The sequence below is a fragment of the Bathymodiolus heckerae thiotrophic gill symbiont genome (genome assembly GCF_900128515.1).
In the GTDB taxonomy this organism is placed as follows: domain Bacteria; phylum Pseudomonadota; class Gammaproteobacteria; order PS1; family Pseudothioglobaceae; genus Thioglobus_A.
The window spans coordinates 1-24,861 of record NZ_FQTP01000013.1; the positions used below are offsets into that span (position 1 = coordinate 1).

The 24,861-nt window shown below is 36.8% G+C and carries 30 protein-coding genes and 1 tRNA gene; 18 read left to right on the forward strand and 13 right to left on the reverse strand.

Translation table 11 applies throughout. The features are described 5' to 3' along the window. The coding region (locus BTHERMOSOX_RS02855; protein ID WP_138119238.1) for a 23S rRNA (guanosine(2251)-2'-O)-methyltransferase RlmB at nt 1–329 on the forward strand (329 nt) is incomplete at its 5' end. A 100-nt stretch (nt 330–429) separates the two neighbouring features. On the opposite strand, the gene BTHERMOSOX_RS02860 is transcribed toward BTHERMOSOX_RS02855, so the two are convergent. The 7 genes from BTHERMOSOX_RS02860 to BTHERMOSOX_RS02890 all read right to left on the reverse strand — a co-directional run bounded on the left by BTHERMOSOX_RS02860 (nt 430) and on the right by BTHERMOSOX_RS02890 (nt 8,886). Further along, nucleotides 430–1,035, reverse strand: a complete 606-nt coding sequence (locus tag BTHERMOSOX_RS02860; protein WP_138119240.1) for a hypothetical protein — start codon at nt 1,033–1,035, stop codon at nt 430–432. 64 nt (nt 1,036–1,099) lie between these two features. After that, a complete protein-coding gene (locus BTHERMOSOX_RS02865; protein ID WP_138119242.1) occupies nt 1,100–1,570 on the reverse strand; it encodes a hypothetical protein in 471 nt (156 codons plus the stop codon). 64 nt (nt 1,571–1,634) lie between these two features. Beyond that, on the reverse strand, nt 1,635–4,850 hold the full coding sequence (locus BTHERMOSOX_RS02870) for a type I restriction endonuclease subunit R (RefSeq protein WP_138119244.1): 3,216 nt from the start codon (nt 4,848–4,850) through the stop codon (nt 1,635–1,637). Beyond that, nucleotides 4,851–5,669: a hypothetical protein gene (locus tag BTHERMOSOX_RS02875; RefSeq protein WP_138119246.1), complete on the reverse strand. Its 819-nt coding sequence runs from the start codon at nt 5,667–5,669 to the stop codon at nt 4,851–4,853. A gap of 4 nt (nt 5,670–5,673) precedes the next feature. Further along, a complete protein-coding gene (locus BTHERMOSOX_RS02880) occupies nt 5,674–6,192 on the reverse strand; it encodes a hypothetical protein (protein ID WP_138119248.1) in 519 nt (172 codons plus the stop codon). After that, nucleotides 6,189–7,325 (reverse strand): restriction endonuclease subunit S, encoded by a 1,137-nt coding sequence (locus BTHERMOSOX_RS02885; RefSeq protein ID WP_138119250.1) that lies wholly within the window; start codon nt 7,323–7,325, stop codon nt 6,189–6,191. The genes BTHERMOSOX_RS02880 and BTHERMOSOX_RS02885 overlap by 4 nt, the downstream gene beginning before the upstream one ends. Continuing rightward, nucleotides 7,315–8,886, reverse strand: coding sequence for a type I restriction-modification system subunit M (locus BTHERMOSOX_RS02890; protein ID WP_138119252.1), 1,572 nt, complete (start codon nt 8,884–8,886; stop codon nt 7,315–7,317). Before BTHERMOSOX_RS02890 ends, BTHERMOSOX_RS02885 begins: the two co-directional genes overlap by 11 nt. A gap of 381 nt (nt 8,887–9,267) precedes the next feature. Here BTHERMOSOX_RS02890 and BTHERMOSOX_RS02895 point away from each other — a divergent pair, with 381 nt between their 5' ends. Next, complete coding sequence (locus tag BTHERMOSOX_RS02895; RefSeq protein WP_138119254.1) at nt 9,268–10,248, forward strand: integron integrase; 981 nt, start codon at nt 9,268–9,270, stop codon at nt 10,246–10,248. A 59-nt stretch (nt 10,249–10,307) separates the two neighbouring features. Here the strand turns inward: BTHERMOSOX_RS02895 and tsaE are convergent, their stop codons facing one another. Both tsaE and BTHERMOSOX_RS02905 read right to left on the reverse strand, forming a co-directional pair. Then, a complete protein-coding gene (gene tsaE / locus BTHERMOSOX_RS02900; RefSeq protein ID WP_249360584.1) occupies nt 10,308–10,766 on the reverse strand; it encodes a tRNA (adenosine(37)-N6)-threonylcarbamoyltransferase complex ATPase subunit type 1 TsaE in 459 nt (152 codons plus the stop codon). Then, on the reverse strand, nt 10,763–11,716 hold the full coding sequence (locus tag BTHERMOSOX_RS02905; protein ID WP_171004631.1) for a calcium/sodium antiporter: 954 nt from the start codon (nt 11,714–11,716) through the stop codon (nt 10,763–10,765). Before BTHERMOSOX_RS02905 ends, tsaE begins: the two co-directional genes overlap by 4 nt. Before the next feature lie 48 nt (nt 11,717–11,764). Here BTHERMOSOX_RS02905 and BTHERMOSOX_RS02910 point away from each other — a divergent pair, with 48 nt between their 5' ends. Genes BTHERMOSOX_RS02910 through BTHERMOSOX_RS02920 form a run of 3 tightly spaced genes read left to right on the forward strand, consistent with a single transcriptional unit; the run spans nt 11,765 to nt 13,591 of the window. Next, nucleotides 11,765–12,358 carry a hypothetical protein gene (locus BTHERMOSOX_RS02910; protein ID WP_138119258.1) on the forward strand — a complete coding sequence of 198 codons (594 nt, stop codon included), beginning with the start codon at nt 11,765–11,767 and terminating at the stop codon, nt 12,356–12,358. Nucleotides 12,359–12,361: 3 nt separating this feature from the next. After that, nucleotides 12,362–13,093, forward strand: a complete 732-nt coding sequence (locus BTHERMOSOX_RS02915; RefSeq protein WP_138119260.1) for a uroporphyrinogen-III synthase — start codon at nt 12,362–12,364, stop codon at nt 13,091–13,093. A 60-nt stretch (nt 13,094–13,153) separates the two neighbouring features. Next, nucleotides 13,154–13,591, forward strand: coding sequence for a MerR family transcriptional regulator (locus BTHERMOSOX_RS02920; RefSeq protein ID WP_138119262.1), 438 nt, complete (start codon nt 13,154–13,156; stop codon nt 13,589–13,591). A gap of 5 nt (nt 13,592–13,596) precedes the next feature. On the opposite strand, the gene metF is transcribed toward BTHERMOSOX_RS02920, so the two are convergent. After that, on the reverse strand, nt 13,597–14,418 hold the full coding sequence (gene metF, locus BTHERMOSOX_RS02925) for a methylenetetrahydrofolate reductase [NAD(P)H] (protein ID WP_138119264.1): 822 nt from the start codon (nt 14,416–14,418) through the stop codon (nt 13,597–13,599). A gap of 136 nt (nt 14,419–14,554) precedes the next feature. Between metF and infA the strand changes: the two genes are divergently transcribed. From infA to panD, 6 genes are all read left to right on the forward strand, one after another. After that, nucleotides 14,555–14,773, forward strand: coding sequence for a translation initiation factor IF-1 (gene infA, locus BTHERMOSOX_RS02930; protein WP_138119267.1), 219 nt, complete (start codon nt 14,555–14,557; stop codon nt 14,771–14,773). Nucleotides 14,774–14,784: 11 nt separating this feature from the next. Next, nucleotides 14,785–14,869: transfer RNA gene (locus BTHERMOSOX_RS02935), tRNA-Leu, on the forward strand. A 16-nt stretch (nt 14,870–14,885) separates the two neighbouring features. After that, on the forward strand, nt 14,886–15,128 hold the full coding sequence (locus tag BTHERMOSOX_RS02940) for an OadG family protein (protein ID WP_249360585.1): 243 nt from the start codon (nt 14,886–14,888) through the stop codon (nt 15,126–15,128). 26 nt (nt 15,129–15,154) lie between these two features. Beyond that, on the forward strand, nt 15,155–16,963 hold the full coding sequence (oadA, locus tag BTHERMOSOX_RS02945; RefSeq protein WP_138119271.1) for a sodium-extruding oxaloacetate decarboxylase subunit alpha: 1,809 nt from the start codon (nt 15,155–15,157) through the stop codon (nt 16,961–16,963). Between the two features lie 16 nt (nt 16,964–16,979). Continuing rightward, nucleotides 16,980–18,110: a sodium ion-translocating decarboxylase subunit beta gene (locus BTHERMOSOX_RS02950; protein ID WP_138119273.1), complete on the forward strand. Its 1,131-nt coding sequence runs from the start codon at nt 16,980–16,982 to the stop codon at nt 18,108–18,110. A gap of 11 nt (nt 18,111–18,121) precedes the next feature. After that, complete coding sequence (gene panD / locus BTHERMOSOX_RS02955; RefSeq protein WP_138119275.1) at nt 18,122–18,490, forward strand: aspartate 1-decarboxylase; 369 nt, start codon at nt 18,122–18,124, stop codon at nt 18,488–18,490. Here the strand turns inward: panD and BTHERMOSOX_RS02960 are convergent. Both BTHERMOSOX_RS02960 and BTHERMOSOX_RS02965 read right to left on the reverse strand, forming a co-directional pair. Beyond that, on the reverse strand, nt 18,483–19,154 hold the full coding sequence (locus BTHERMOSOX_RS02960; protein ID WP_138119277.1) for an ABC transporter ATP-binding protein: 672 nt from the start codon (nt 19,152–19,154) through the stop codon (nt 18,483–18,485). The two genes, panD and BTHERMOSOX_RS02960, sit on opposite strands and share 8 nt — an antisense overlap. Continuing rightward, nucleotides 19,147–20,382 (reverse strand): lipoprotein-releasing ABC transporter permease subunit, encoded by a 1,236-nt coding sequence (locus BTHERMOSOX_RS02965; RefSeq protein WP_138119279.1) that lies wholly within the window; start codon nt 20,380–20,382, stop codon nt 19,147–19,149. Before BTHERMOSOX_RS02965 ends, BTHERMOSOX_RS02960 begins: the two co-directional genes overlap by 8 nt. Before the next feature lie 59 nt (nt 20,383–20,441). Between BTHERMOSOX_RS02965 and BTHERMOSOX_RS02970 the strand changes: the two genes are divergently transcribed. The 7 genes from BTHERMOSOX_RS02970 to BTHERMOSOX_RS03000 are packed head-to-tail and all read left to right on the forward strand — an operon-like array spanning nt 20,442 to nt 24,553. Continuing rightward, the gene (locus tag BTHERMOSOX_RS02970) at nt 20,442–20,873 is read left to right on the forward strand and encodes a phosphate-starvation-inducible protein PsiE (protein ID WP_138119281.1); all 432 of its coding nucleotides are present in this window, start codon (nt 20,442–20,444) and stop codon (nt 20,871–20,873) included. A 6-nt stretch (nt 20,874–20,879) separates the two neighbouring features. Then, nucleotides 20,880–21,827: a tetraacyldisaccharide 4'-kinase gene (lpxK, locus tag BTHERMOSOX_RS02975; RefSeq protein ID WP_138119283.1), complete on the forward strand. Its 948-nt coding sequence runs from the start codon at nt 20,880–20,882 to the stop codon at nt 21,825–21,827. Then, nucleotides 21,824–21,985: a Trm112 family protein gene (locus tag BTHERMOSOX_RS02980; protein ID WP_138119285.1), complete on the forward strand. Its 162-nt coding sequence runs from the start codon at nt 21,824–21,826 to the stop codon at nt 21,983–21,985. The genes lpxK and BTHERMOSOX_RS02980 overlap by 4 nt, the downstream gene beginning before the upstream one ends. Nucleotide 21,986: 1 nt before the next feature. After that, the gene (kdsB, locus tag BTHERMOSOX_RS02985) at nt 21,987–22,736 is read left to right on the forward strand and encodes a 3-deoxy-manno-octulosonate cytidylyltransferase (RefSeq protein WP_138119287.1); all 750 of its coding nucleotides are present in this window, start codon (nt 21,987–21,989) and stop codon (nt 22,734–22,736) included. A gap of 2 nt (nt 22,737–22,738) precedes the next feature. Then, nucleotides 22,739–23,572, forward strand: a complete 834-nt coding sequence (folD, locus tag BTHERMOSOX_RS02990) for a bifunctional methylenetetrahydrofolate dehydrogenase/methenyltetrahydrofolate cyclohydrolase FolD (RefSeq protein WP_138119289.1) — start codon at nt 22,739–22,741, stop codon at nt 23,570–23,572. 4 nt (nt 23,573–23,576) lie between these two features. Then, nucleotides 23,577–23,951, forward strand: coding sequence for a glutathione S-transferase N-terminal domain-containing protein (locus BTHERMOSOX_RS02995; RefSeq protein WP_138119291.1), 375 nt, complete (start codon nt 23,577–23,579; stop codon nt 23,949–23,951). Between the two features lie 8 nt (nt 23,952–23,959). Beyond that, entirely contained in the window at nt 23,960–24,553 is a 594-nt protein-coding gene (locus BTHERMOSOX_RS03000) for a LysE family translocator (protein ID WP_138119293.1), read from the forward strand. Here the strand turns inward: BTHERMOSOX_RS03000 and BTHERMOSOX_RS03005 are convergent, their stop codons facing one another. After that, nucleotides 24,554–24,859, reverse strand: a complete 306-nt coding sequence (locus BTHERMOSOX_RS03005; protein ID WP_138119295.1) for a hypothetical protein — start codon at nt 24,857–24,859, stop codon at nt 24,554–24,556. Between the last annotated feature and the right edge of the window lie 2 nt (nt 24,860–24,861).

A 24,861-nucleotide genomic window follows, 5' to 3' on the forward strand; every position in this document is an offset into this window, starting at 1 on the left:
CACTGGTACACAAAACTTCGGCAGGCGCTTTAAATCAATTAAAAATATTTCAAGTAACTAACTTAGCCAGAACCATTAAAGCACTACAACAAGAAAATGTTTGGGTGGTTGGCCTAGACGGATCAACCAATGCTTCAATTTATCAAATTGACTTAACCACTCCAACAGCGTTAATTATGGGCACTGAAGGTAAAGGCTTAAGACAACTTACTAAGCAGTCTTGTGATCAGTTGGCACTAATCCCTATGCAAGGAAATGTTGAGAGTCTTAATGTTTCTGTAGCAACCGGTATCAGTTTATTTGAAGCCAGTAGGCAGCGCCTAGGATAGCCTTAAAAAATAAATTAAGTGACACCCTGTAACGCCTTGCTAACCGGCCATTTATACAGAGTGTAGCGAAGCGAAACGGCGTATAAATGGTCGGGTTGAGCTACTTGTTAGATTTTAGTGTGTTGAGCAGAATCTCATCGATTGTGCCCACGTTGCCAATATTGCTATAAATTTTTCCACTCACAGTTATAGAGTGACCGTTATTTATATCGAACATCATACATTTATAATTTTCTAAATATCCTTTAGATATGCCGACAATATTGTTCTTATCGAGAAGAACCATAAGTCTTGCTGCCATATTAAATATTACGTGTGAAATATTTACTACATCCCCATAAAAATGAACTGTATTATTAATTATATCTTTTGTTTCGCTTCTGTATTTATTTGATACTTCTTCGATGGAATCATTTATATCAGAGGTATAAAGCAAGCACATGAAAACCATATCAGTATGTATGCCACTAATCTTATCCACTGGAATAGTTGTAAATATATTACGCATTTTTGTTTGATGGTGCAGATGATTACGAATGGTTTTGAGAGTAACAAACTCATCAAGTTTTAATAAATCTATGTCATTATCTGTTTTTAACTTGTCACCTAAGCTATGTAAGGAATTCAGAAGGTTAAATAATGAATCACTATCATAGCTTTCTAAATATTTTGAATATAAACGATAAAATCTATCTACTGCTTCCATAATGTTTTTCCAAATCTAACGCTTGAATTCAGCTACCGCGTTAGCAGTCGGCTGGAATGATTTGTTATGAACTTTTTATATCTCTAATATGTTTAAATATTCTCCAATACATTACGATATACCAAATAAGAAATGGAATTGTATCTAAAAATGTTGCTTCTATTTCTTGATCGTCTGGAAAAACATAAGAGTAATATAATATTAATCCAATAAACATTGGTATTAAGATTGCCAAAAATCTAATACTTACAACAAAACTAATACTAAAATATTTTCCTAAAAAATCTATCCCTTTTGCACCACCATTTGCCTTAAATGCGAATAAAATTCCTAAAGCAACTATAAGTATATTTGATAAGCCACTTGTTAAATCCCATATGTTAGTATTTTCTGTGGGCATCAAAATCATTAACTCCATACCAATTACACCAAAAAGTATACTAATAAAAGTATAGATAAATTTATCTTTTTCAGTTAATTGTTTTTCTTGTATATCTTGTTTAAGGTTTTCTAATTTCCAAAAATAAATAAGCACCACTCCTATAGTTCATAACGCCTAAATCAGCGGCGCGTCTTTTTGCGTCCACTGGATTTTTTTGTTATACATTTTTTGCTCTATTTTTCTTGAAGTTTTCCGCTTGCTCAAAAATATCCTTGTAAACTTCATCTCGCGTCACAGGCGGATAACCGTGTTCATCTAGCAATAAGATCAATCCGACTTTTAGGGCTGATTTAATATCATCCCGCTTATTCCAATCAGGGAATTTAGCTTGGGCATCAACTAAATCTTTAACAGCCTTTGCTAAGTTGATGAGTTTTTCCTCAGGGTAACTAAAGTCATATTTAATGCACAACTCTTTCAGAATGTCATAAAAAGCTTTTTCCTCAAAATCAATTCCCAACTCAATTCCTGCGGTAAATTCTTTTTGTACTTCCCAAATCAAATTGGTTAAATGTTCTGCCATTTCCTCATAAACTTCACTACGCAAAATATCGTCTTCTTTTCTTTCATTGTATTTTTCAACCAAGGATTGCATTTTTTTTGAAAAATCAATTCCTTTTACTTTATTGACTTTCTTTATTTCTCCAATGGCTTTTGCCAAGAGTTGTTGAAGTAACTTTATTTTAGTGTTTGGCAATTTTATCTTGTCTATTTTAGCCAAGTAATCTTCATCAAAAAGATCTTGTTCGGTTTCTGCCTCATCGCCGAGTTTAAATATTTCCTGTACACCATCACTCTCCAAGGCATCTTTTATCATTTCACGAACTTTGGCGTTCATTTGTGCTGTGTCAGGTGCATTTCCTTTTGTAAATTTAAAAACGATTGACCTTACAGCTAAATAGAAGTGCGTATAATCACGCTCGATTTGAGTTAATTGCTCGCTTCCTGCACAAATATCATAAGCTGCTTTTAAGCGTTTAACCAAACCCATAAAACGAGTTTCAAGCTCTTTTGTTAGTTGCACATATTCAGCCGCCATATTCAAAGTATTTAACTGCTCCAATGCAGAGCCATCGAAATATTTTGAATTATCAAACTTATGAAATGCTTTGGCTAATAAATCCAGATAATTTCTAACCACAATCAAGGATTCTTGAATATCCTCAAAATTTTCCTCATCTCCTTTGTTGTATTTGGCTAAAGCGAGATTCATTTGCTTTTTAATGCCAATGTAGTCAACAACCAATCCTTTGTTTTTTCCTTTATATTTTCGGTTTACTCGTGAAATGGTTTGAATTAAATTATGTTGCCTTATTGGCTTGTCAATGTAGATAGAATCTAAGAAAGGGATGTCAAAACCAGTTAGCCACATATCTACCACAATGGCTATTTTGAAATTAGATTTTTCATTTTTGAATTGCCTATCTAACTCTTTGCGATGCTCTTTTGTTCCGAGTAAATCATACATCCCCTTTGGGTCATCTTTGCCTCTGGTCATAATCATTTTGATTCTTTCCATGGGCTTGATTTCCCTTTTCTCTTTATCCGTAAGTTCAACGCCTTCTTCTGCAACCCTTATTTCTGCCCATTCAGGTTTTAACTCAATGACATTTTTGTAAAAATTGTAGCCAATTTCACGACTACTACAAACAAACATGGCTTTACCTTTTACCGTAGAGCCTTCACAAACTCTATTGTCATAATGTTTTACAAAATCTTCTGCTAAGGCTTGCAAGCGGTCAGGGTCGCCAAGAATAGAGTTCATTGTGGCAGTGGCTTTTTTGCTTTCTTCTATTTGGTATTCATTCGCCCCTTCTTCAGCTGCTTCTTCATAATATCTTTCAATTTTCTCTAACTCACTATTATGTAAAGCGACCTTGGCGGCCCGACCTTCATAAACAATTCTTACGGTGATTTCATCCCTTACCGATTCAGTCATGGTGTAGCTATCCACCACTTTTCCAAACACATCTAAAGTGGCATCAATTGGCGTACCTGTAAAACCTACAAAAGTAGCATTGGGTAGTGAATCATGCAGGTATTTTGCAAAACCAAAGGTCTTCTTGACGCCTTTTGAAGTGACTTTTACTTTTTGGTCTAAATTGGTTTGGCTTCTGTGTGCTTCATCTGAAATACAGATTACATTGGTTCTTTCGGTTAGCAGCTCTGTGTCTTCTGTAAATTTGTGAATGGTTGTTAAAAAAACGCCGCCACTTTTTCTGCCTTGCAGTAAAGTTCTTAATTCTGCTCTGCTTTCAACACTTTTCACATTACTATCGCCAATAAAAGTTTTGGCGTTGGTAAATTGACCTGAAAGTTGGTCGTCTAAATCTGTTCTATCTGTTATTAAAACAATGGTAGGGCTTTCAAAATGCTCACTTTTCATTAGTAAACGAGAGAGGTAGAGCATGGTAAAACTTTTACCGCTCCCCGTTGCCCCAAAGTAAGTACCGCCTTTTCCGTCCCCCTCTGGTTTCTCCGCTTTTTTAATATTCTCGTACAATGTACGAGCTGCATAATATTGAGGATAGCGACAAACTATTTTTTCGTCTTTTTTTGAACTGTCAGGGATGTAAATAAAATTCTGAATTATATCTCTCAGTCTGTTTTGGTTTAGCATTCCTTGAACAAGGGTAAATAGACTATCAATGCCATCAACATCTTTTGCCAATCCTGCAACTCTACGCCAAGCATAATAAAACTCGTAAGGGGCAAAAAACGAACCTGCTTTATTATTCACCCCATCACTGATAATGCAAAACGCATTGTATTTAAAAAGCTCGGGAATATCTCTTTTGTAACGAATAGATAATTGTTCAAAAGCATTGTGTATTGTGGCTTCTTCTCGAATAGCTGATTTGAATTCAAATACCACAACAGGCAAACCATTGATGTAAATCACACCATCAGGAATTCGTTTTTCTGTACCAACAATCTCCAATTGATTGACAAATTTGTAGATATTGTGGTCTTTGCCGTATTTGGCTTGTTGCTCAGCTATAATATTATCTAAATCACGACTTTGTGTTTGCGGTGGAAGTCCCGAATAATCAATCAGCTCTATATGAATGTCTTTTTGCGTTCGGTCTTCTCTTTTTAAAATAAATCCATCAGCCAACCAACGCATTATTTTTTTGTTGCTTTCGTATAAGTCGCTCGATGACAGGGCTTTTAGTTGAAGAATAATAGATTGGCTTTCTATTTCAGTCAGTTGTTCTTTTTTATAGCGGCTAAGCAAATAGTTTTTTAAATCTTCCTCTATTAACACTTCATCATCTGCTCGGGAAATAGTATTACCCAAGAAATGTGGAAAACCTTCAATTTCTAATAGCTCAATAAAAGCCTGTTCTAATTTAGCTTCTGTGAATTTCATTTATTGCCCACTAACTATTCTTACCGAATTAGCAACTCTGTTTTCTTCGTAAATATCAGCGTAATAATACCTTTGATCCATTGCATACAATACGTTTTTAAGGTCAGTTTCTGACTTAACCACAAAAGAATCACCCTCTACTTCAACACCTGCTTTTTCCTTAGCATAAGTGATAAGTTGATCCTTTTTCTCATCACTCAAAGCGTTATACTTTATTCCAATATCAGCGATTCGTTTTCTGTTTTGTTCCCCAATAGAAGTATTCGTAATGGCAGAAAGCAATATAAAATCATTTTCAATAAAAGCGTCTACTTCATCTTGTGTGGCTTCTCTGTGCAACACCTCAATCCCTGGGAAAATCACTTTGAGTTTCCCAATGGTCTTAAAATAAAGCGTATCACTATCAACCAAATACACCGCATCAGATTCATCTCTGATTTCTATTTGTTTTCTATGCTTAACAATTTTAGGTTCTCCAGAATAATCCAGAATTGTTTTCTTGCTCACAAACAATGAGGGGGTTATTCGTTGAAAATATTTCTTACTTCCTTGTGAAATAACGATGCAGGATATATCGGCATAATCATCATTAACTATCTGATTAAGACTGGCTGAACTAAATTCAGCTTTGCACTGATCAATAAAGTAGTCCTTTTCAGAAAAACCGTTAATTTGAAACCATTGGTCATCGTCTGGTTTTTGGCTGGGTGCAAAATCAATTGCTTCAATTGAAGACAAATCAAAATCAGTCAACACATTGTCTGCTTGATTCAGTATCATTTTGTATTCAGATTTTATTTTTGCTAGGATTTCAGTCATATTCTCATATCTCTATAAACGTATAATCGTTAATCCGCCGAACAGACATAGATTCAAACGATTGAGGATTTTTTAATTTTTTTCTGCTTATCAACATCACTTTGACATTTTCGCCCGTATGAACATAATAAAAGTTAAATCCAAATACCAAAAAGATTGGATTGAAATAAGAGACTCTTGAAACAAAAGTAAAAAGTATCGTCATTCCAAAAACAATCCAAAAAGTTGCCAATCCTTTGATGCTCAATGCCACAAAGAAAAAAGCCAAATAATTGGCTAAAAAATCATTGTTGGATGTTTCTATGGAAATAATTTTATTGATGGTTGACTTTGATAAAAGCTTGCAGATCCCAAGTGAAATTAAAGTCAATAGGAAAGGAGCGGTTACATAAACAGCATAGGTAACCCACGCATAATCACCTAATTGTATTTTGTATGGATTTATTTCATTTTGAACCAGAAAGATAATGAGAAAAAACGAAACTGAACTAAATGTCATAAATATGCGGAGGATAAAATTCATATTGCTTGCCTTTCTGTTGGTTCGGCAAGAGAATTTTCTATTACTCCACGCATTAAAACAGGGCAAAGTGGTTTAATGCTGGCTTTTAACTGCTCATTTATTCGTTTGCGAGTTTCCAAGGTGTGATAGATGGTGACGATAGCTTCTTGTATTTTTATATCGGGAACAGGTACTTCAATATCACAAAATCTTTCCCATTCTAAACTTGCTCTAACACTACTATCACTAATAAACCAACCATACCTATTAAATTCAGGACGATAAAACCAAAGCATAAGAAATTCAGGTAAAATTTTAGCATCTTTTTTCACCTGAAAAACACTGTATGCAGGTGATATGATAGCTGGTACATCAGATGAATAAAGAACAACTCTCACAGTCTCATCTCTTCCAACTTGCATTGCTGAATATGCAAATTGCCCTTTGTTAATAATTTTGTACTTCACTAAATTAGCTTTGGTTGTTTTCGCTTCTGAAGGCATAAAAACTTTCTTCACGTTTATTCCGAGAAGATTTATATTTGAACCATCACTATTCCGATTGTCAACTAATTCGACTGAATTTTTTATTGGTTGTAAATTTCTTTCTTTTAAAGTGTCCATATAAGAATCACAAACCAACTGTAGATCTTCCAAGCTGTATTCATATACTTTTTGATTGTTTAGCAAGCCTTTGTATAGTGCTACGTATTTTTTTTGTTCGTTAATGTTTGGGATTGGTATTTCAATATCACTAAAACGCTCCCATTCCAAACTGGCACGAACACTACTGTCACTAATAAACCAACCGTACCTATCTGATTCTGGTCGTTGAAACCACATCATCATATATTCAGGAATTAGTTCGTTTATGTCTTTAGTTTCAATTACTAAATATGCAGGGGAAATTATTGCAGGTTCATTATCAGTATATAATGCAAGTCGAATAGTTTCATCTCGTCCAACTTGCATTGCAGAATAGGCAAATTGTCCTTTTTTAATCACTTTGTATTTTGATAAATCTGTACCCGAAACATTGGCAACAGAAGGCATAAAGTTTTTAGTTATATTAATTCCCAAAAGATTTGTAACAGCTAAATCTTTATTTCGATTATCCACCAATTGTATGTAATCGCCCAAACGCTTATAACTCATAGCCCAATACCTTAAAAGCGTTAATCAATTGGTTTTGTGAGTCTTTTTCTTCTTGCAATAATGTTTTGAAATCGGTTTGGATACGTTTCATTTCGGTATCAAAATCAATTCCACTGTCTTTATCTACAAACTCAATGTATTTACTTGGCACAAGCGAAAAATTGTTGGCTTCTATATCTTCAAAACTGGCTGATTTACAAAACTCGGGTATATCTTTGTAAGTGCTTTCAAAATCGGTTTGTTGCCAGTTGTGATAATTCAAAGCCACATTTTCAATGTCTTGTTCGGTTAGTTGTACATACTTTTTCTCGTATTCGCTCCCCCATCGTCTTAAATCCATAAACAAGATTTCTTTTTCTCGGTTACGGTAGTTCTTATCTGTACTATTTATGTGGGCGGTTCTCTGTTTTTTATTCTTGTTAAGAATCCAAAGCGTTACGCTAATGTCAGTTGTGTAAAAGGTATTTCTTGGAATTATAATAATGGTTTCAACTAAGTTGTTTTCAATTAGTTTTCTACGGATTTTATATTCTTCTCCGCCACCAGATAATGCACCATTGGCAAGTATAAAACCTGCAACTCCATTTTCAGAAAGCTTGGAAACCATATTCAAAATCCAACCATAATTGGCATTGCTTTTTGGTGGGACTTCATAACCCATCCACCGTGGGTCGTCTAATAATTCATTCTCGCCTCTCCAATCTTTTAAATTAAAAGGCGGATTAGCCATGATGTAATCGGCTTTTAAGTCTTTGTGTTGATCGTTGGCAAAGGTATCAGCGTGTTTTTCTCCAAGGTTTGCAGAAATCCCTCTAATTGCCAAATTCATTTTGGCTAATTTATAGGTGGTTGGCGTATTTTCTTGCCCGTAAATGGAAACTTCTTTTTTTGTTCCTTGATGGTTTTCAATAAACTTGATGGATTGCACAAACATGCCACCCGTTCCGCAACAAGGATCATAAATAATGCCTTTGTAAGGCTCAATCAATTCAGCAATTAGGTTAACAATGGTTTTAGGGGTATAAAACTCGCCTTTGCCCTTGCCACTACTTTCTTTTAAGGCAAATTTACCTAAAAAATATTCATAAACACGCCCAATAATATCCTGCCCATTGTCTTTGAGCGTATCAATGTCATTGATGGTGTCTAATAAAGAAGCTAACTTTGTTTTATCTAAGGCAAGTCGTGAAAAGTAATTATCAGGTAATGCCCCTTTTAAGGAAGGGTTATCTTTCTCAATCGTATTGAGTGCAGTATCAATTTTTAAGGAAATATCATTCTGCTTGGCATTTTTAATAATATAGTTCCAACGAGAAATATCCTCTAGAAAGAAGACATTTTTCATTGTATAGAAATCTTTCATCTCTACATATTTTTCTTTTCCATCCTCGATAAGCTCACTTCTTCGTTGCTCAAACTTGTCACTGGAAAATTTCAGAAAAATAAGCCCCAAAACAACATGCTTATATTCAGCAGGTTCAACTGAGCCTCTTAATTTATCGCACGACTGCCAAAGCATTTCCTCTATGGATTTTTCTTTTGTATTGTTTTTCTTTGCCATTGATCCCTGTTACTTCCTTTCAATTAGTTGCGTGCTTCGTTTGGTTGCTTTTGATGTATAACGGTGGAGTTGACATGCCAATTGTATCAGCATATTAGAGGCTAGCCTCTTTTTTATGCTGGAGAATTGGTCAGGTCGAACGCTATGTTCGAAGGTGCTTCGCACCAAGAAGATAGTGTTAGACCGCAGGTCAACTCCACCGTTCACACGGCGCGAAGCGCCGTGTGAACTATTAGTATAAGGCACTATTGCCTTGATACGCTATATTAAAAACAAAATCGGGCATATTTTCCCAGTTTTTATCAAAAAAATTGCCAATAACCTAATATTGGGTATTATAATAAAAACCTGTCAATAATTAATCTGATTTTTTTAATATTTATGAGTATTGTACCCAAAAATAAGACATTGTTAGAAGAAATGCGAGCCTTGTTGCGCAGGCAAGGCTATGCTTATGGCACTGAGAATACTTATTGTGATTGGGTGAGGCGCTTCGTTAAATTTTCAAATGTGCAAAGCAGGATTGAGATGCTTGAAAATGCTGAGCAAAAAGTTGAAAGGTTTTTAACGCATTTGGCGATTAAACAAAAGGTGGCGCCGAGTACGCAAAATCAAGCTTTAAATGCGTTGGTATTTTTATACACCAAGGTTTTAAAGCAACCTTTAGAAGGGGTTAATGCGGCGCGTTCACGTAAAGAGCCGCGTATTCCTGTGGTAATGAGTAAAAAAGAAGTAGCCAAAGTTTTGGCTTTGATTGACGGTACAGTTGGGTTGATTGTGCGGCTTTTGTATGCTGGAGGTTTGCGTATTTCAGAGGCGGTGCGTTTGCGAGTGCAAGATGTTGATTTTGAATTTAAACAAATAATTGTGCGCGATGGTAAGGGTAAAAAGGATAGGGTAACGCCACTAGCAAATAACTTAATGTTGCCATTACAAGCGCATTTGGAAAAAATAAAAATCATTCATAATAAAGATCTAAAAGAGGGGTTTGGCAGTGTGTATCTACCCTATGCACTGGCGAAAAAATACCCCAATGCAAACAAGGATTTTAGCTGGCAATATGTTTTCCCTAGTAGAAATATTGCGATTGACCCGCGTGCGCAAATCAAACGTCGCCATCATGTGGATCAATCGGTGATTAACAAGGCGATTAAAAGAGCTGTTAAACAAGCTGAAATTAATAAAAAAATATCAGCACATACTTTTCGTCATTCGTTTGCCACTCATTTGTTGCAAACGGGTACGGATATTCGCACCATTCAAGCATTGCTTGGTCATGCCGATTTACAAACCACGATGATTTATACCCATGTTTTACGCCAAGGTGGGCAAGGGGTGGTGTCGCCATTGGACAGGTTGTGAATTTTTTTGATATTGATTAGTATAACGACCATTTGAAAGCGATAGACTGATGGGTAAAACTAGGTGCTTAAACATGTTAAGAGTTGTTCGCCTATAGTGCTGTGCATTTGAATAGAGAGTTTTCTGCTACTGCCTTCTCCCGTGATATCAATACTCATGTCTGCGCTAGCAATAATACCTTGCCCTAATTCCGCCCATTCAATCAGTTGGATATGGCCAGAACCTGAATACTCACGAATACCAATATATTCTAACTCTTCAGGATCGCTTAGACGGTAGCAATCAAAATGGTGAATGCTAATTTCTTGGTTGACATAGCTTTCAACCAATGCGTAAGTTGGGCTTTTAACGCGATCAAAGCCAAAAGTTTGAATAAAACTGCGAGCTAGTGTGGTTTTTCCAGCACCCAGGTCGCCATTTAAATAAATAACCACACCTTGGTTAAGATTTTTTGTACACCTTGCAAGGTGTTTGGCAAATTCTTGGGTTTTGCTAAGATTATCTAGCCGAATGATCAAAATAGTTGCCACATATATAAGCTAAAGATGCTGATTAGTAAAAAACCTTCAAATCGATTGATAATGTGTTTTTTGCCAAATTTGTAAGAAACAATAAACAGCAAAACTGTGAGTAACAGCATGACTGGGTAATCGCGAGTCATAACTTCTTCAGGAACTGCTGAAGGATGAATAAGCCCAGGAATGGCGAGTACCGCAATGGTGTTAAAAAGGTTAGAGCCGATGACATTACCCACCACCATTTCGTATCGTTTTTTCAACACGCTGGCAATTGAAACAGCCAACTCTGGTAGGCTTGTGCCTAATGCCACAACGGTTAGTCCAATAACAAGATCAGATACACCGAATGCTTGTGCCACTTCAACACCACCCCAAACAACAAGTTTTGCACTTGAAATCAATACAACTAGGCCGATAAACAGCATAAACCAAGTTTTTGCACTTTGGCTTTTATCAATTGTTTGTTCTAAATCGTCAAATTCATGATGAGATTCATCTGTAGAAACTTTAAGTGTGTAGGCTAAAAACAAAATCAGTAAGGTGATTAAAATCATGCCGTCGATTTCATTAAGCTGTCGATCCCAAAGTAGTGCGCCAGCAACGACTGTAGCAAACATTAAAAATACCCACTCTTTTTTCAGAATATCTTTGTGTACTTCAATAGGTACAATAATAGCGCTAACGCCGAGTACCAGAGCAATATTAAAAATATTTGAGCCGATGGCGTTGCCAATACTAAGGCCAGTATTACCATCCATAGCAGCCAATCCAGACACTAACATTTCTGGTGCTGAGGTGCCAAAGCCAAAAATTAGTAGACCAATAACCAGTGGCGAAACTTTGAAAATATTGGCAATTTTGGCGCCATTTTCAGTGAATTCATCTGCGCTCCAAATTAAAAGTGCAAAACCTGATAATAGGGCAATAATTGGTAGTAGAATATCTGGCATAGTAATTTTATGTTTATTTTTTATATTATAAAGGCCACGCAGTAAAAGATGAGTGAAACAGAATTTTTAATTGGCCGTAGCGGCCTAGATTTGGTGGATGATTTTTATCCAGACGATTTGCCTAATGAGTGGCGTTTTGATTATTATTCAACGCTATTCAAAACCTTGTCTTTGCCGATTGATACCCAAGAAGATCTAGATTCAATTTTTGAGGAATTACAAGACTCCGATGAAGAGTTTGAACTGGTACTTTCTATTGATGATAAGCAATTAACAAATGCCAAAACTTTAGCTGGATTGCTTGATCCTGTGTCAGAATACCGCTCTATGTTTGTGTTGTTTTGTGAGCTAAATCAACAACTTAACACTGATGTTATGGCATTATTAAAGGGTTATCGCGTAGCTTTTCAGTCAGATGAATTGTTTAAAATGGACTACCAAACTAAGCAAGTGGCAGGAAAACATCTTTATTATTCGCACATTCCAGTTTTATACACATCAAGTATTTGGAATGAAAAGCAAATGCGCACCTACGTAGAGCAAGCGGCTGTTATCAATGCTCGTAGTATTCTTATCTGTAAAAATGCTGAAAGCGAGGCGTTAAATAAAATTAGAGTTATTGCAGAAATTCTTGGGTTTTAAGGCGTGAACGTTTTACTTATTCGCCCGCTTGCGCAGGTGCAAACACTTGAGGCTTTGGTGGCTGATAGCGGCTATAAGCCTTTATTGTTTCCAACACTTAAAATTAAATCTATTTCAGCAAAGTTAAAGCATAGTCAATATGACGTGGTTATTTTTATCAGTGTCAATGCAGTAGAGCATGGGTTGGTGCTATTAGATCAAATTCACCCGGCTAAAATTTTTACTGTAGGTGCTGCAACTGCACAAAAACTTAATGACTACGGCATTTCTGTTGATGATTTTCCAAAAGAAAAACCTTCTAGTGAAGCTCTATTAGCACTTAATTCAGTTTCCCAATTACGACATAAAAAAGTATTAATTTTTAGAGGTAAAGGTGGGCGTGAAACCCTAAAAAATGGACTTGAGAAAAATCATAATCAAGTTGAATATATTGAAGTGTATGATCGAGTAGTTTGCACATTAACGCCAGATCACAAAACATCGTTAAATATTTTTTTATCTAATAATCAAGGTGTTATCAGTATTACCAGTAATGAAAATCTTGATGGCTTGATTTCATTGGCAACTCAATTAAATCAACTGGATAAATTAAAAACTTACTTGCTAGTAGTTTTAAGTCAACGTATTGAAAAATATGCTTTATCACTTGGTTTTACTCAGACTTTAATCACTGTTGATATTAGCGATCAAGCCATTGTTACAGTATTAGAAGATATTGATACACTTGACAAATAGTTAAAAATTGATTAATTTAGTCAGTAGTTAGATGATATTTTTCTGAGGAGAAGAGGCAGCATGATTAAACTTAGTGTTTCACAAGCGGCTCGTCGATTAGGTGTAAGTCGCGTTAATATTCAAAATCAAATTAATTCTGGAAGATTGCAAACGCATGAGGGCTATGTGACTATGGATAGTATTCGTCTGGCCTATCCTTTGCAAAGTTTGCATTCAGAGCGAGATGCTCATTTGCAAAAAATGCAGAAAATTAAAGCCAATGCAATGTATAAGGCTCATGCCGTAGATGTTGTTAAACGGGAGAATGAGCAAGCTTTAATGACAATTATTGCTACTTTAAAGTCTAGTCTTTATAAAGAAGAGCTTAAAAATGAACACCATCAAATGGTGTTTATAGAGCTTGGAGAGCGATTAGAGTTGCTTGAAAAGTGTTGCCATCAACAAGACAAGCAACCACTTAATGAATTACAAAACTGGATTGACCAACAAACACATTAACTTTTTTAAATAAGGCTTTGGGCTAATTTTAAAGAAGGTTGACTTTTATTCATTGAATAAAAATGGAAACTTTCAACACCTTGCGTTTTAAGTTGGTCACATAGATTGGCAACCACATCAAAGCCGAACTCTCGTAAAGATTGCATATCATCGCCATAAGTTGCCAGGCGTTTTTCAATCCAGCGTGGAATTTCAGCTCCACACATGTTGGAAAATCTCAATAATTGATCATAGTTGGTAATTGGCATAATGCCCGGCGTAATTGGCACATCAATACCTTGTTTTTGTACTTCATCAACAAATCTAAAATAGGCATCAGTATTATAGAAATACTGTGTAATGGCGCTATTAGCGCCTGCATTAATCTTGTTTACAAAATGTGTGATATCAGTTTGCATGTTTTTTGCTTGAGGATGCATTTCAGGATAAGCAGCAACTTCAATATGAAAATGATCATTAAATTCTTCGCGGATAAATTCAACTAACTCATTGGCATAGTGAAAATCACCAATATCACGAACACCAGAAGGAATATCACCCCTAAGGGCAACAATGCGATTAATACCTGCATTTTTATATTGGTTTAACAAAGTTAAAATTTTCGATTTTTCAGAATCGATACAAGACAAATGTGGTGCTGCTGGAATGCCGTCATTGGCTTGGATGTCCAATACAGTTTCTAGCGTTGCGTCTTGAGTAGTGCCGCCTGCACCAAAGGTGGTTGAAAAATAATGCGGCTTAATAATAGATAATTGTTGACGAACTTCTCTAAGGTTTTGTTTACCTTGATCGGTTCTTGGTGGGAAAAATTCAAAACTTAACTGCATTTGTGGTTAACGGTGGCCAAAAAATAGAATAATTATAGCTTATTTCAATTCTTTGAGAGTGTTTCGGTTTTTTTGTCTATCGGCTGACATTCGGGTAAAATGATTCAATTTACTTAGTTCAAATTTATAATTATTTATGTCAAAAAGCGATTACATTGAATTAGAAGGCGTGGTTAAAGAAAAACTACCCAATACAACTTTTACCGTTGAATTGGAAAACGGTCACAGCATTCTAGCGCACATTTCTGGAAAGATCCGTAAGCACTATATTCGCATTTTGCCAGGAGATAAAGTCACAGTTGAAATGACACCTTATGATTTGACCAAGGGTAGAATTACCTTTAGACATAAGTAAAAAAGTTTATTGCCGATGTGGTGGAATTGGTAGACACGCCGGATTCAAAATCCGGTTCCTCACGGAGTGACGGTTCGACCCCGTCCATCGGTACCATATTAATAAAAGAGTAATGATTATGGAACAAGCAGATATATTTGTAGAAGCTTTAAACCTAACCATGTTTGGCATGGGTTTTGTTTTCTTGTTTTTGACATTGTTGGTTTTTGTGACCAAGCTAATGTCAGCCATTATTCGAAAACTTCAGGCTCGAGCTATCAATAAGTATGATAGCACAACAACGCTTGAGCAAGAAATTGACGAAGAGACTAAATTTGTGATTGAGCAAGCAATCAAGTTGCATAGGGGAGCGTAAGGATCATGCTAAATTTCTTAAGAAATATGACAAAAAAATCAAACAATGCTGAAGATAAGAAAGTAGAAATTACTGAGCTTGTTTTTAGAGATGCGCATCAATCCTTATTCGCAACACGTATGCGTATCGATGATATGCTGCCTATTGCCGACAAGCTTGATAAAATTGGCTATTGGTCAGTAGAGTCTTGGGGCGGTGCAACTTTTGACTCGTGTATTCGTTATTTAGGCGAAGATCCTTGGGATCGTATTCGTGAAATTAAAGCAGTCATGCCAAACACACCACAGCAAATGCTATTGCGTGGTCAAAATTTATTAGGCTATCGTCACTATAGTGACGATGTGGTACGTAAATTTGTTGACCGTTGTGCGGAAAGTGGTGTTAGCGTATTCCGTATTTTTGATGCCATGAATGATGTTAGAAATCTTAAGACAGCAGTTGATCAGGCAGTTAAGTTAGACCAGCATGCTCAAGGTACAATTTCATATACGGTTAGCCCAGTGCATAATATGCAAACTTGGGTTGACATGGCTAAGCGTATTGAAGATATGGGTGCACACTCTTTGTGTATTAAGGACATGGCAGGTTTATTACAGCCTTATGTTGCTTACGACTTGGTTAAAAAATTAAAAGAAACTATCGATATTCCAATCCAGCTGCATGCTCATGCAACCACTGGATTATCTACAGCAACTATTATCAAATCAGTAGAAGCGGGCATTGATCGTGTTGATACAGCAATTGGATCGATGAGCATGACTTATGGCCACTCTGCAACCAATTCTATTGTTTCTATTTTAGAAAATAGCCCAAGAAAAACCGGTCTTGATTTACATAAGCTGGAAGAAATTGATGCTTATTTCCGTCCAATTCGCTGCAAATATGCAAAATTTGAGGGATCTTTACGAGGTGTTGATTCACGTATTTTGTTATCTCAAGTGCCTGGCGGCATGTTGACCAATATGGAAAACCAGCTTCGTGAACAAAATGCGGCTGACAAGATGGATGAGGTATTGGCAGAAATTCCACGTGTACGTAAAGATTTAGGCTACTTACCATTAGTAACACCAACATCGCAAATTGTTGGCACGCAATCAGTGCTTAACGTCTTAACTGGCGAACGCTACAAGACCATTACTAAAGAATCTGCTGGTGTATTAAAAGGTGAATATGGTGCAACGCCAGCACCAGTTGATCAAGCATTGCAAGCTAAAATATTAGACGGTGCTGAGCCAATTACTTGCAGGCCTGCTGATAATATTGCGCCAGAAATGCATATTCTTGAGCAAGAGTTTGATAAGATTGTGGTTGAAAAAGGCATTAAATTAGCTACCAATAAAATTGATGATTTAATGACTTATGCGTTATTTCCGCAGGTGGGTATCTCATTCCTTGAGAATCGTAATAATCCTGATTTCTTTGAGCCAGCGCCTCAAGAGGGTGGAAATTGCACTACTCCTGATAGCGAGGAAGGCACTTACACAGTATCATTTAAAGGCAACTCTTATACTGTTGATGTATCTGCTGGTGGCGATGTTACCTCTATGAAGGCCGCCTCTGATGCGTCAGTTGTACCATCTACAACGCAAAAAGAAATTGTTGATACAGTGCCAGCTACAGGCGGAGAGCCAATTGGTGCACCACTATCTGGTAATATTTGGAAAGTCATGGTATCGATGAATCAACAAGTAAGTGAGGGTGATGTGTTGGTTATTCTTGAAGCTATGAAGATGGAAACTGAAATCAAGGCTGCCAGAAGTGGTGTAGTAACTGAAATCAGTGTTAAAGAGGGTGATGCAGTTAAAGTTGGTCAGGCCTTGGTGTCATTAGCATAATTATAAAGAGTCTGATATGGAACAATTAAATTCACTTTGGCTTAATACCGGTTTGTACCAAATGGAGTGGGGTCAAGGCTTAATGTTACTAATCGGTATGTTGTTGTTGTACCTTGCAATTATTAAAAAATTTGAGCCATTATTGTTATTACCAATTGGCTTTGGTGCGATTTTAGCTAATATTCCAGGTGCGGGAATTGCAGAAGGCAGTGGTATTTTGCATGTTTTTTATGTTGTTGGTATTGAATCAGGCGCCTTCCCGCTAATTATCTTTATGGGCGTGGGTGCACTAACTGATTTCGGCCCACTATTGGCCAATCCGAAAACATTATTATTAGGTGCTGCCGCTCAGATTGGTATCTTTGCAACGTTGCTAGGTGCTATGGGTTTAACAGCGCTAGGCTTGTTTGACTTTAGTTTAAGAGATGCTGCTGCAATTGGAATTATTGGCGGTGCCGATGGTCCGACCAGTATCTATGTAGCCAGCAAGCTAGCACCTGAATTACTGGGTGCAATTGCTGTTGCTTCTTATTCTTACATGGCTTTAGTGCCTTTAATTCAGCCGCCAATCATGCGTGCACTAACTACTGAAAAAGAACGTCAAATTGAAATGGTGCAACTGCGCGAAGTATCTACCGCTGAAAAGATTATTTTCCCAGTGATGTTGCTAATGTTGGTGGCGTTATTGTTGCCTGATGCAGCACCTTTATTGGGCATGTTTGCGTTCGGTAATTTGATGAAAGAATCAGGCGTGGTAGATCGCTTGAGTGACACCACTCAAAATGCATTAATCAATATCGTAACGATATTCTTAGGCTTGGCAGTTGGTTCTAAATTAATGGCTGACACATTCTTACAGCCAGAAACATTAGGAATTTTGGTATTAGGCATGATTGCATTTGCGATCGGCACTGCCAGTGGTTTGCTAATGGCTAAGTTAATGAACGTTTTTAGTAAAAACAAAATTAACCCGTTAATTGGCTCTGCAGGCGTATCAGCAGTGCCAATGGCAGCCCGCGTATCAAACAAAGTTGGACTAGAATCCAACCCGCACAATTTCCTATTAATGCACGCTATGGGTCCGAATGTTGCTGGTGTTATCGGTTCAGCAATCGCAGCCGGAATTATGATTCAGTTATTGAGTTAGTCAGTTTAATTATGCAACGTATTTTTTTAAAAGCTAAATTACATCGTGTTACCACAACAGCTTCAGAAGTTGATTACGAAGGCTCTTGTGAAATAGACGGTATCTTGCTGGATGCAGCAGGTATTAGTGCTTTTGAGCAAATTCAAATTTACAATATTGCAAATGGAAATCGCTTTACTACTTATGCAATTCGCGGCAAAGAAAATACGGGTGTAATTTCAGTCAATGGCGCTGCCGCACATAAAGCAGCTGTAGGTGACTTGTTAATTATTGCTTCGTATGCGAGCTATAACGAACAAGAAGTAAAAAACTTTGTACCAACCTTGTGTTATGTTGATGAGCATAATGTTCTAACTAGAATGAGTTCATCAATTAGTTAAATTGGCCATTTTCTAGTATTAATACTCGCTGCATCTTCTCAGCAATTTTCTCATCATGAGTCACAATAATCAGCGCACTACCATGAGCTTGATTAAGCTCAATCATCAAATTAAGCACCTCATTAGCATTTTGACTATCAAGATTTCCAGTAGGTTCATCGGCCAGTAAACATTTAGGCTTAGTGATGAGTGCTCTAGCAATAGCAACACGTTGACGCTCTCCACCAGAAAGCTCACTTGGCAAGTGGTTAAATCGATGTTCAAGCCCAATTTTGGTTAATAATTCAACAGATTTTTGCCTAGCTTTAGATTTGCTCATGCCTTGTATTAGTAATGGCATCATCACATTTTTCAAGCTGTTAAAGTCTTTTAATAAATGATGAAATTGATAAACAAAGCCTAGATTTTCAGCCCTAAGTTTGGTTAGTTGATTCTCATTTAAGCCAGATAAGTCAGTATTATTAATAATTATTTGACCGCTGCTTGGTTTGTCAATAGCGCCCAATAAATTAAGTAGAGTTGATTTTCCACAGCCTGATTGACCAAGAATGGCAAGTGATTCTGCCTGATGCACCTCTAAGTTTAAATTGCTAATAATTTGACTGTTATGTAAGCCATCCTCATATTGATAGTTAACATTGACACAACGAATAATACTATTCATGACTTAACACCTTAGCAATAACTACTTTTCCAGCACGTTTTGCTGGATAAATAGAGGCTAAAATTATCAATACAAAGGCTCCGAGCGCAACTTTTATAATATCATTTAGATGAATTTCAGATGGGAAGCGGTTAATATAAAACACATCTTTTGGGAAAAATTCAAACCCCAATATGGATTCAATGCCACTAACAATATTTTCAATATTAAGTGAGAGTAGTACGCCTAATATCAGTCCGATAATTATTCCGACAACGCCAATTGTTAATCCTTGATAGAAAAATATCTTAACAATACGTTTTGGTGTCATTCCTAGGGTGCGTAGTATAGCAATATCAGCAGTTTTGTCAGTGACCACCATTACCATCATTGAGACAATATTAAAGGCGGCGACAGCAATAATGAGTGATAGAATAATGCCAATCATCTGCTTTTCAAGATTTAGCGCTTTAATGAAATTAGCTTTTTGACGTGTCCAATCAATACCGTAGTATTGGTGATCGCCCAACGCATTAACTACTTCATGGGTGATTTCTTTGGCCTGGAATAAATCATCCACCTTGAGGCGAATGCCGGACACCTTGTTTTTCATTGAATAAAGTTTTTGCGCTTGATTGAGTTGAATAAATGCTAGGTTATTATCATACTCATTAATACCAGCGTCAAAAATTCCTGAAATGGTAAAGCGCTTAAAACGTGGCTGAATGCCAATAATGCTAGATGATAACTCTGGTGTTAGCAAGGTGACCTTGTCGCCTAAAGAAGCGCCTAATTGAGTTGCTAGTCCCGAGCCAATCAAAATACTAGATTTGGTTAGCTGGCTATCACCAAACTTCATTTTGTCTAGTAATATCGATGTTTGCTTTTCTAGTTTAGGAATAACACCCCTAACACTAATTCCTTGAGCGCTGCTATTGGTGTTGAGTAGGGCGTATTTTTCAATATAAGGGGAGGATGCAATAACTCGAGTATTTTGATTAATACTTACTTGTAATTCTTTCCAGTTGGAAAGTGAACCATCATATTCACTGATGGTTGAATGGGAAATAGCACTTAAAACTCGATCTCTAAGTTCTTGATGAAAGCCGTTCATAACTGATAAAACAGTTACTAGTGTCATCACACCAAGAATAAGACCGATCATAGAAACGCCAGAAATAAAGGAAATAAAGCCTTTTTTGCGATTAGATCGTAAATACTGGCTGGAAATGTCAAATTCAATACTCATGGTGTTGATATTTTGTCATAATTAGCACTTTATAAAACGCTAAATATCGAGGGGAGAAAATGACAGAGGTAACATTAAAAGATAGAGTTGATCAATTGGGAGATTTTTTAATTGAGGTCTTTCACGTTGTAGGTTTATTTGTCATTGGAGGTACGATTGTATGGTCAGCAATTGGTGAGTATTTAATCATCATGCAGCATGACTCTGGCTTTGCCTCTCTTAAAGATATTTTGCTGTTATTTATTTATTTAGAATTGGGTGCAATGACGGGCATTTATTTTAAAACGCACCGATTGCCGGTAATTTTCTTGATTTTTATTGCCATCACGGCCATCACACGTTTCATGGTTATAGATATGAAAGGGTTAGTAGCTACTGATAAATTCAATGTGTTGATTATGGTTGTGTCTATTATGATTCTAACGGTTGCTGCGGGGTTTTTAAGATTCACTGAAAAGAAGTTTGAAAATGATAATGAATGTTTTAAATAAACATTAATGGATTTAAACACTCGGGGGCTTGTTAATTATTTATTGTTGCCGATCTCCGGTATTTTCTATGTATTAAGTAAAATACGTCGAACTCTATACCGAACAGGGTTTTTTCGTATTAACCAATTTGAGGTGCCTGTTGTGGTGGTGGGCAATATCACCGTTGGTGGTAGCGGCAAGACGCCGGTGGTTATTAAACTAGTGGAATATCTTCAGCAACAAGACATGAAAGTGGGTGTTGTGTCACGTGGTTATGGCGGCTCACATGATTCTGGGAGTTTATTGGTGGAAGTTAATACCAAGGCGTCTTTATCAGGTGATGAGCCGCTCTTAATTGCCGCACAAACCGATGCAATTGTAATGATTAACAAGAATCGCTCTCAGGCGGTTCAAGATTTAATCTCTCAGCATCAAGTTGATGTGGTGATTAGTGATGATGGTCTTCAACATTACGCCATGGATAGGACAGTGGAAATTGCGGTAATTGATGGAAATAGGCGTTTTGGTAATGGGTTTTTTCTGCCAGCTGGCCCTCTAAGAGAGTCACAATCTAGACTTAAACAGGTTGATTTTATTATTAATAATGGCTACATGTCTCCTGGTGAGATTTCTGCCCAGCTTATGCCAACTACATTTACTCACTTATTAAGTGGTGATGAATTTCCGTTAAATCATTTCTCTGCTCAATATTGTCACGGTGTTGCCGGCATTGGGCATCCAGATCGATTTTTTAATACATTAACTGAGTTTGGGCTTCAGGTAGAAAAACATGCTTTTACAGATCATTATCAATACCGATCAGATGATTTAGAGTTCAATGATAACCATCCAATAATCATGACTGCTAAAGATTGGGTAAAATGTAGGGACTTTGCCAATGATCAGATGTATTACTTAAAAGTAGATCTTGATATTAGCAAGGATTTTTTGAATGAACTCTATACAAAATTATGATTGATGAAGTCCTATTAAAACTCTTAGTTTGCCCTAAATCTAAAGCGCCATTGGATCAAGTAGGTGATGAGCTGATCTGTAAAGCTAGCGGTTTGGCCTATCCAATTGAAGATGGTATCCCGGTATTGTTGGAAGAAGAAGCCAGAAAGCTAGATTAGCATGAATTTTAGTGTCATCATTCCTGCTCGCTATGCATCAAGTCGACTACCTGCAAAGCTCCTAAAAGACATTTACGGTAAGCCGCTCATTCAGCTTACCTATGAAAACGCAATGAGTAGCAATGCTACTCAAGTGATCATCGCCACTGATGATGAACGCATTCGCAAGGTTTGTGAGAGTTTTGGTGCAACTGTTTGTATGACGAGTGATCAGCACACTTCTGGCACTTCAAGAATTGCGCAGGTGTTAAATGAGCTTAATATTGCTGATGATGAAATTATTGTCAATGTACAAGGTGATGAGCCGATGCTAGATCCAAAAGTGATCGATCAGGTGGCAAATAATTTATATAAAAGTAAATTACAGATGGCAACATTGTGTGAGCCTGTGCTTGATAAGGATCAATATCTAGACCCAAACTGCGTTAAGGTGGTTTTTGATAAAGCTGGCAAGGCTTTGTACTTTTCTCGTTCACCAATTCCTTATTTTAGAGATGAGCAAGATTTTGACTTGTTATTGTGTCATAAACATATTGGTATTTACGCTTACCGTAGTGAGTTTATTACGCGATATTTGCAAATGCCAAGTTCACGCATTGAGCAGGTGGAAAAATTAGAACAGTTGACTGTTTTAAATGAAGGGTTTGATATCCACATAGAGAATGCTTGTGGTGACACAGGTTTCGGTGTTGATACGCAAGATGATTTAGATAGAGTGATAAGTGCATTAGCACCAAGTAACAAAGGTTAACAATGAACATTATTGATGGCAAAAAAATTGCACAAAATTTACGTAATGACATTGCAAAGCAAGTTAAAAGTTTAGATCGAGCGCCAGGATTAGCGGTTATTTTGGTGGGCGATGATCCGGCATCGAGCGTGTATGTGCGCAATAAAGATAACGCCTGTAAAGAGGTAGGTTTTTATTCAGAAAAAATTAACAAGCCGGCTGATATTACTCAACAACAGCTGCTTGACGAAATTCAACGTCTAAATAATGACGATAAAATTGACGGTATTTTGGTGCAATTGCCATTGCCAAGTCATTTGGATGCAAATTTGGTCATAGAGATGATTTCTCCTGAAAAAGATGTCGATGGCTTTCATAGTGAAAATGTTGGCAAGCTGATGCAAAATAAGCCTTATTTACGCCCATGTACACCCAAAGGCGTGATGACCCTGTTGGCAATAACGGGTATTGATTTAGTAGGTAAAAATTGTGTCGTAGTTGGTGCATCCAATATTGTCGGCAGACCGATGGCTATGGAGCTTTTAAATGCTCGTGCAACAGTAACAATTTGCAACAGTAAAACCACCAACTTATCAGGCAAACTTCAGCAGGCTGACGTGGTTGTAGTAGCAGTGGGAATCCCTAAAATGATTCAAGGTGATTGGATTAAACCAGGAGCTGTAGTGATTGATGTAGGTATTAATCGATTAAAAACTGGAAAGCTAGTGGGTGATGTTGATTTTGACGCAGCCACACAAAATGCCAGTTGGATGACGCCTGTACCAGGCGGTGTTGGCCCCATGACCATTGCAACGCTACTTGAAAACACTTTAACCGCTTATCAAAATAGGAAATAAAATCATGAAATTATTATTAAAAGCATTTAGAAACGGTCTTGGCGTATTGATTGCACTTATCAGTAGACTCATTCCAGTAAAAAAAGTTAAAAGAGATGTAAAGGCACAAGAGGCGGCCGACAATAAGGCTAAAAATATTGAGTTGTACCAATTCTTTGCTTGTCCATTTTGTATTATGTCACGACGCGTTATTAGATGCCTAAACATTAAAATTGTCACGCGTGATGCTCAAACTCGTGGCGGCATCTATCGTGAGGAAATGCTTAAAGAAGCGGGCAAAGTGCAAGTGCCTTGTTTAAAAATTACTGAGAATGGTAAAGTTAGTTGGATGTATGAATCAGCAGTAATTAAAGACTATCTAGAAAAAGAATTTGGCTAACAATTAACATGGATAACTTGCTGTCAGTCTTTTTGTTTACTGTGGTGATGACGATCACTCCAGGTCCTAATAATATTATGATTCTTGCTTCTGGATTAAACTTTGGAATCAAGCGCTCTATTCCTCATTTATTGGGTATTGCAATCGGCTTTCCAATGATGTTAATTGCTGTTGGATTTGGACTGGAAACAGCAATTAAAGCAACGCCAGCTATCCATACTTTTGTAAAAATAGCAGGATTGGGTTATTTGCTGTTTTTAGCTTATAAGCTATTTACTACGGTTAAACAAAAAATATTAGGTAGTGGCGCCAAACCGCTAACTTTTTTACAGGCAGTGTTGTTTCAATGGGTTAATCCTAAAGCTTGGGTAATGATATTTAGTGGTGTGGGTGTGTTTACCACAAGTGCCAATATACAAGAAGCAACACTTTTGCTAGCACTAAGCTTCTTTATTGCTATTTTCCCTTGTAATGGCTCTTGGTTGTTTTTAGGCTCACAAATGAAAAAATTGATTAAGACTGATTTTCACTACAAAGTGTTTAACCGCATCATGGCAATCTTATTGCTAATATCTGTTTTTCCTAGCGTGATAGAGATCTAGTTAGAGATCTTTAATATCAAATTTAATCGGCTTAGCTTGAATAATCTTTGGCACAAACATAACATTTCCATATAAAGAATAGTCATTTTTACTCGCCATATCATTCAATGGCAGGTTCATTTCTTCACCCTTGTCGTTAATCACCAGCATGCCATTATCAAGTTTAATATTGCCAATCGGGCCGCCAATAAAAGTTTCTAATTCATCTGTACCGAATGATTCGTTATCATCAATAGGCTTGATGTTGATCGGGTCACCCGTTGGATGATAAAGCATAGCCGAGGGCCAATTGTATTGTTCTAACATGT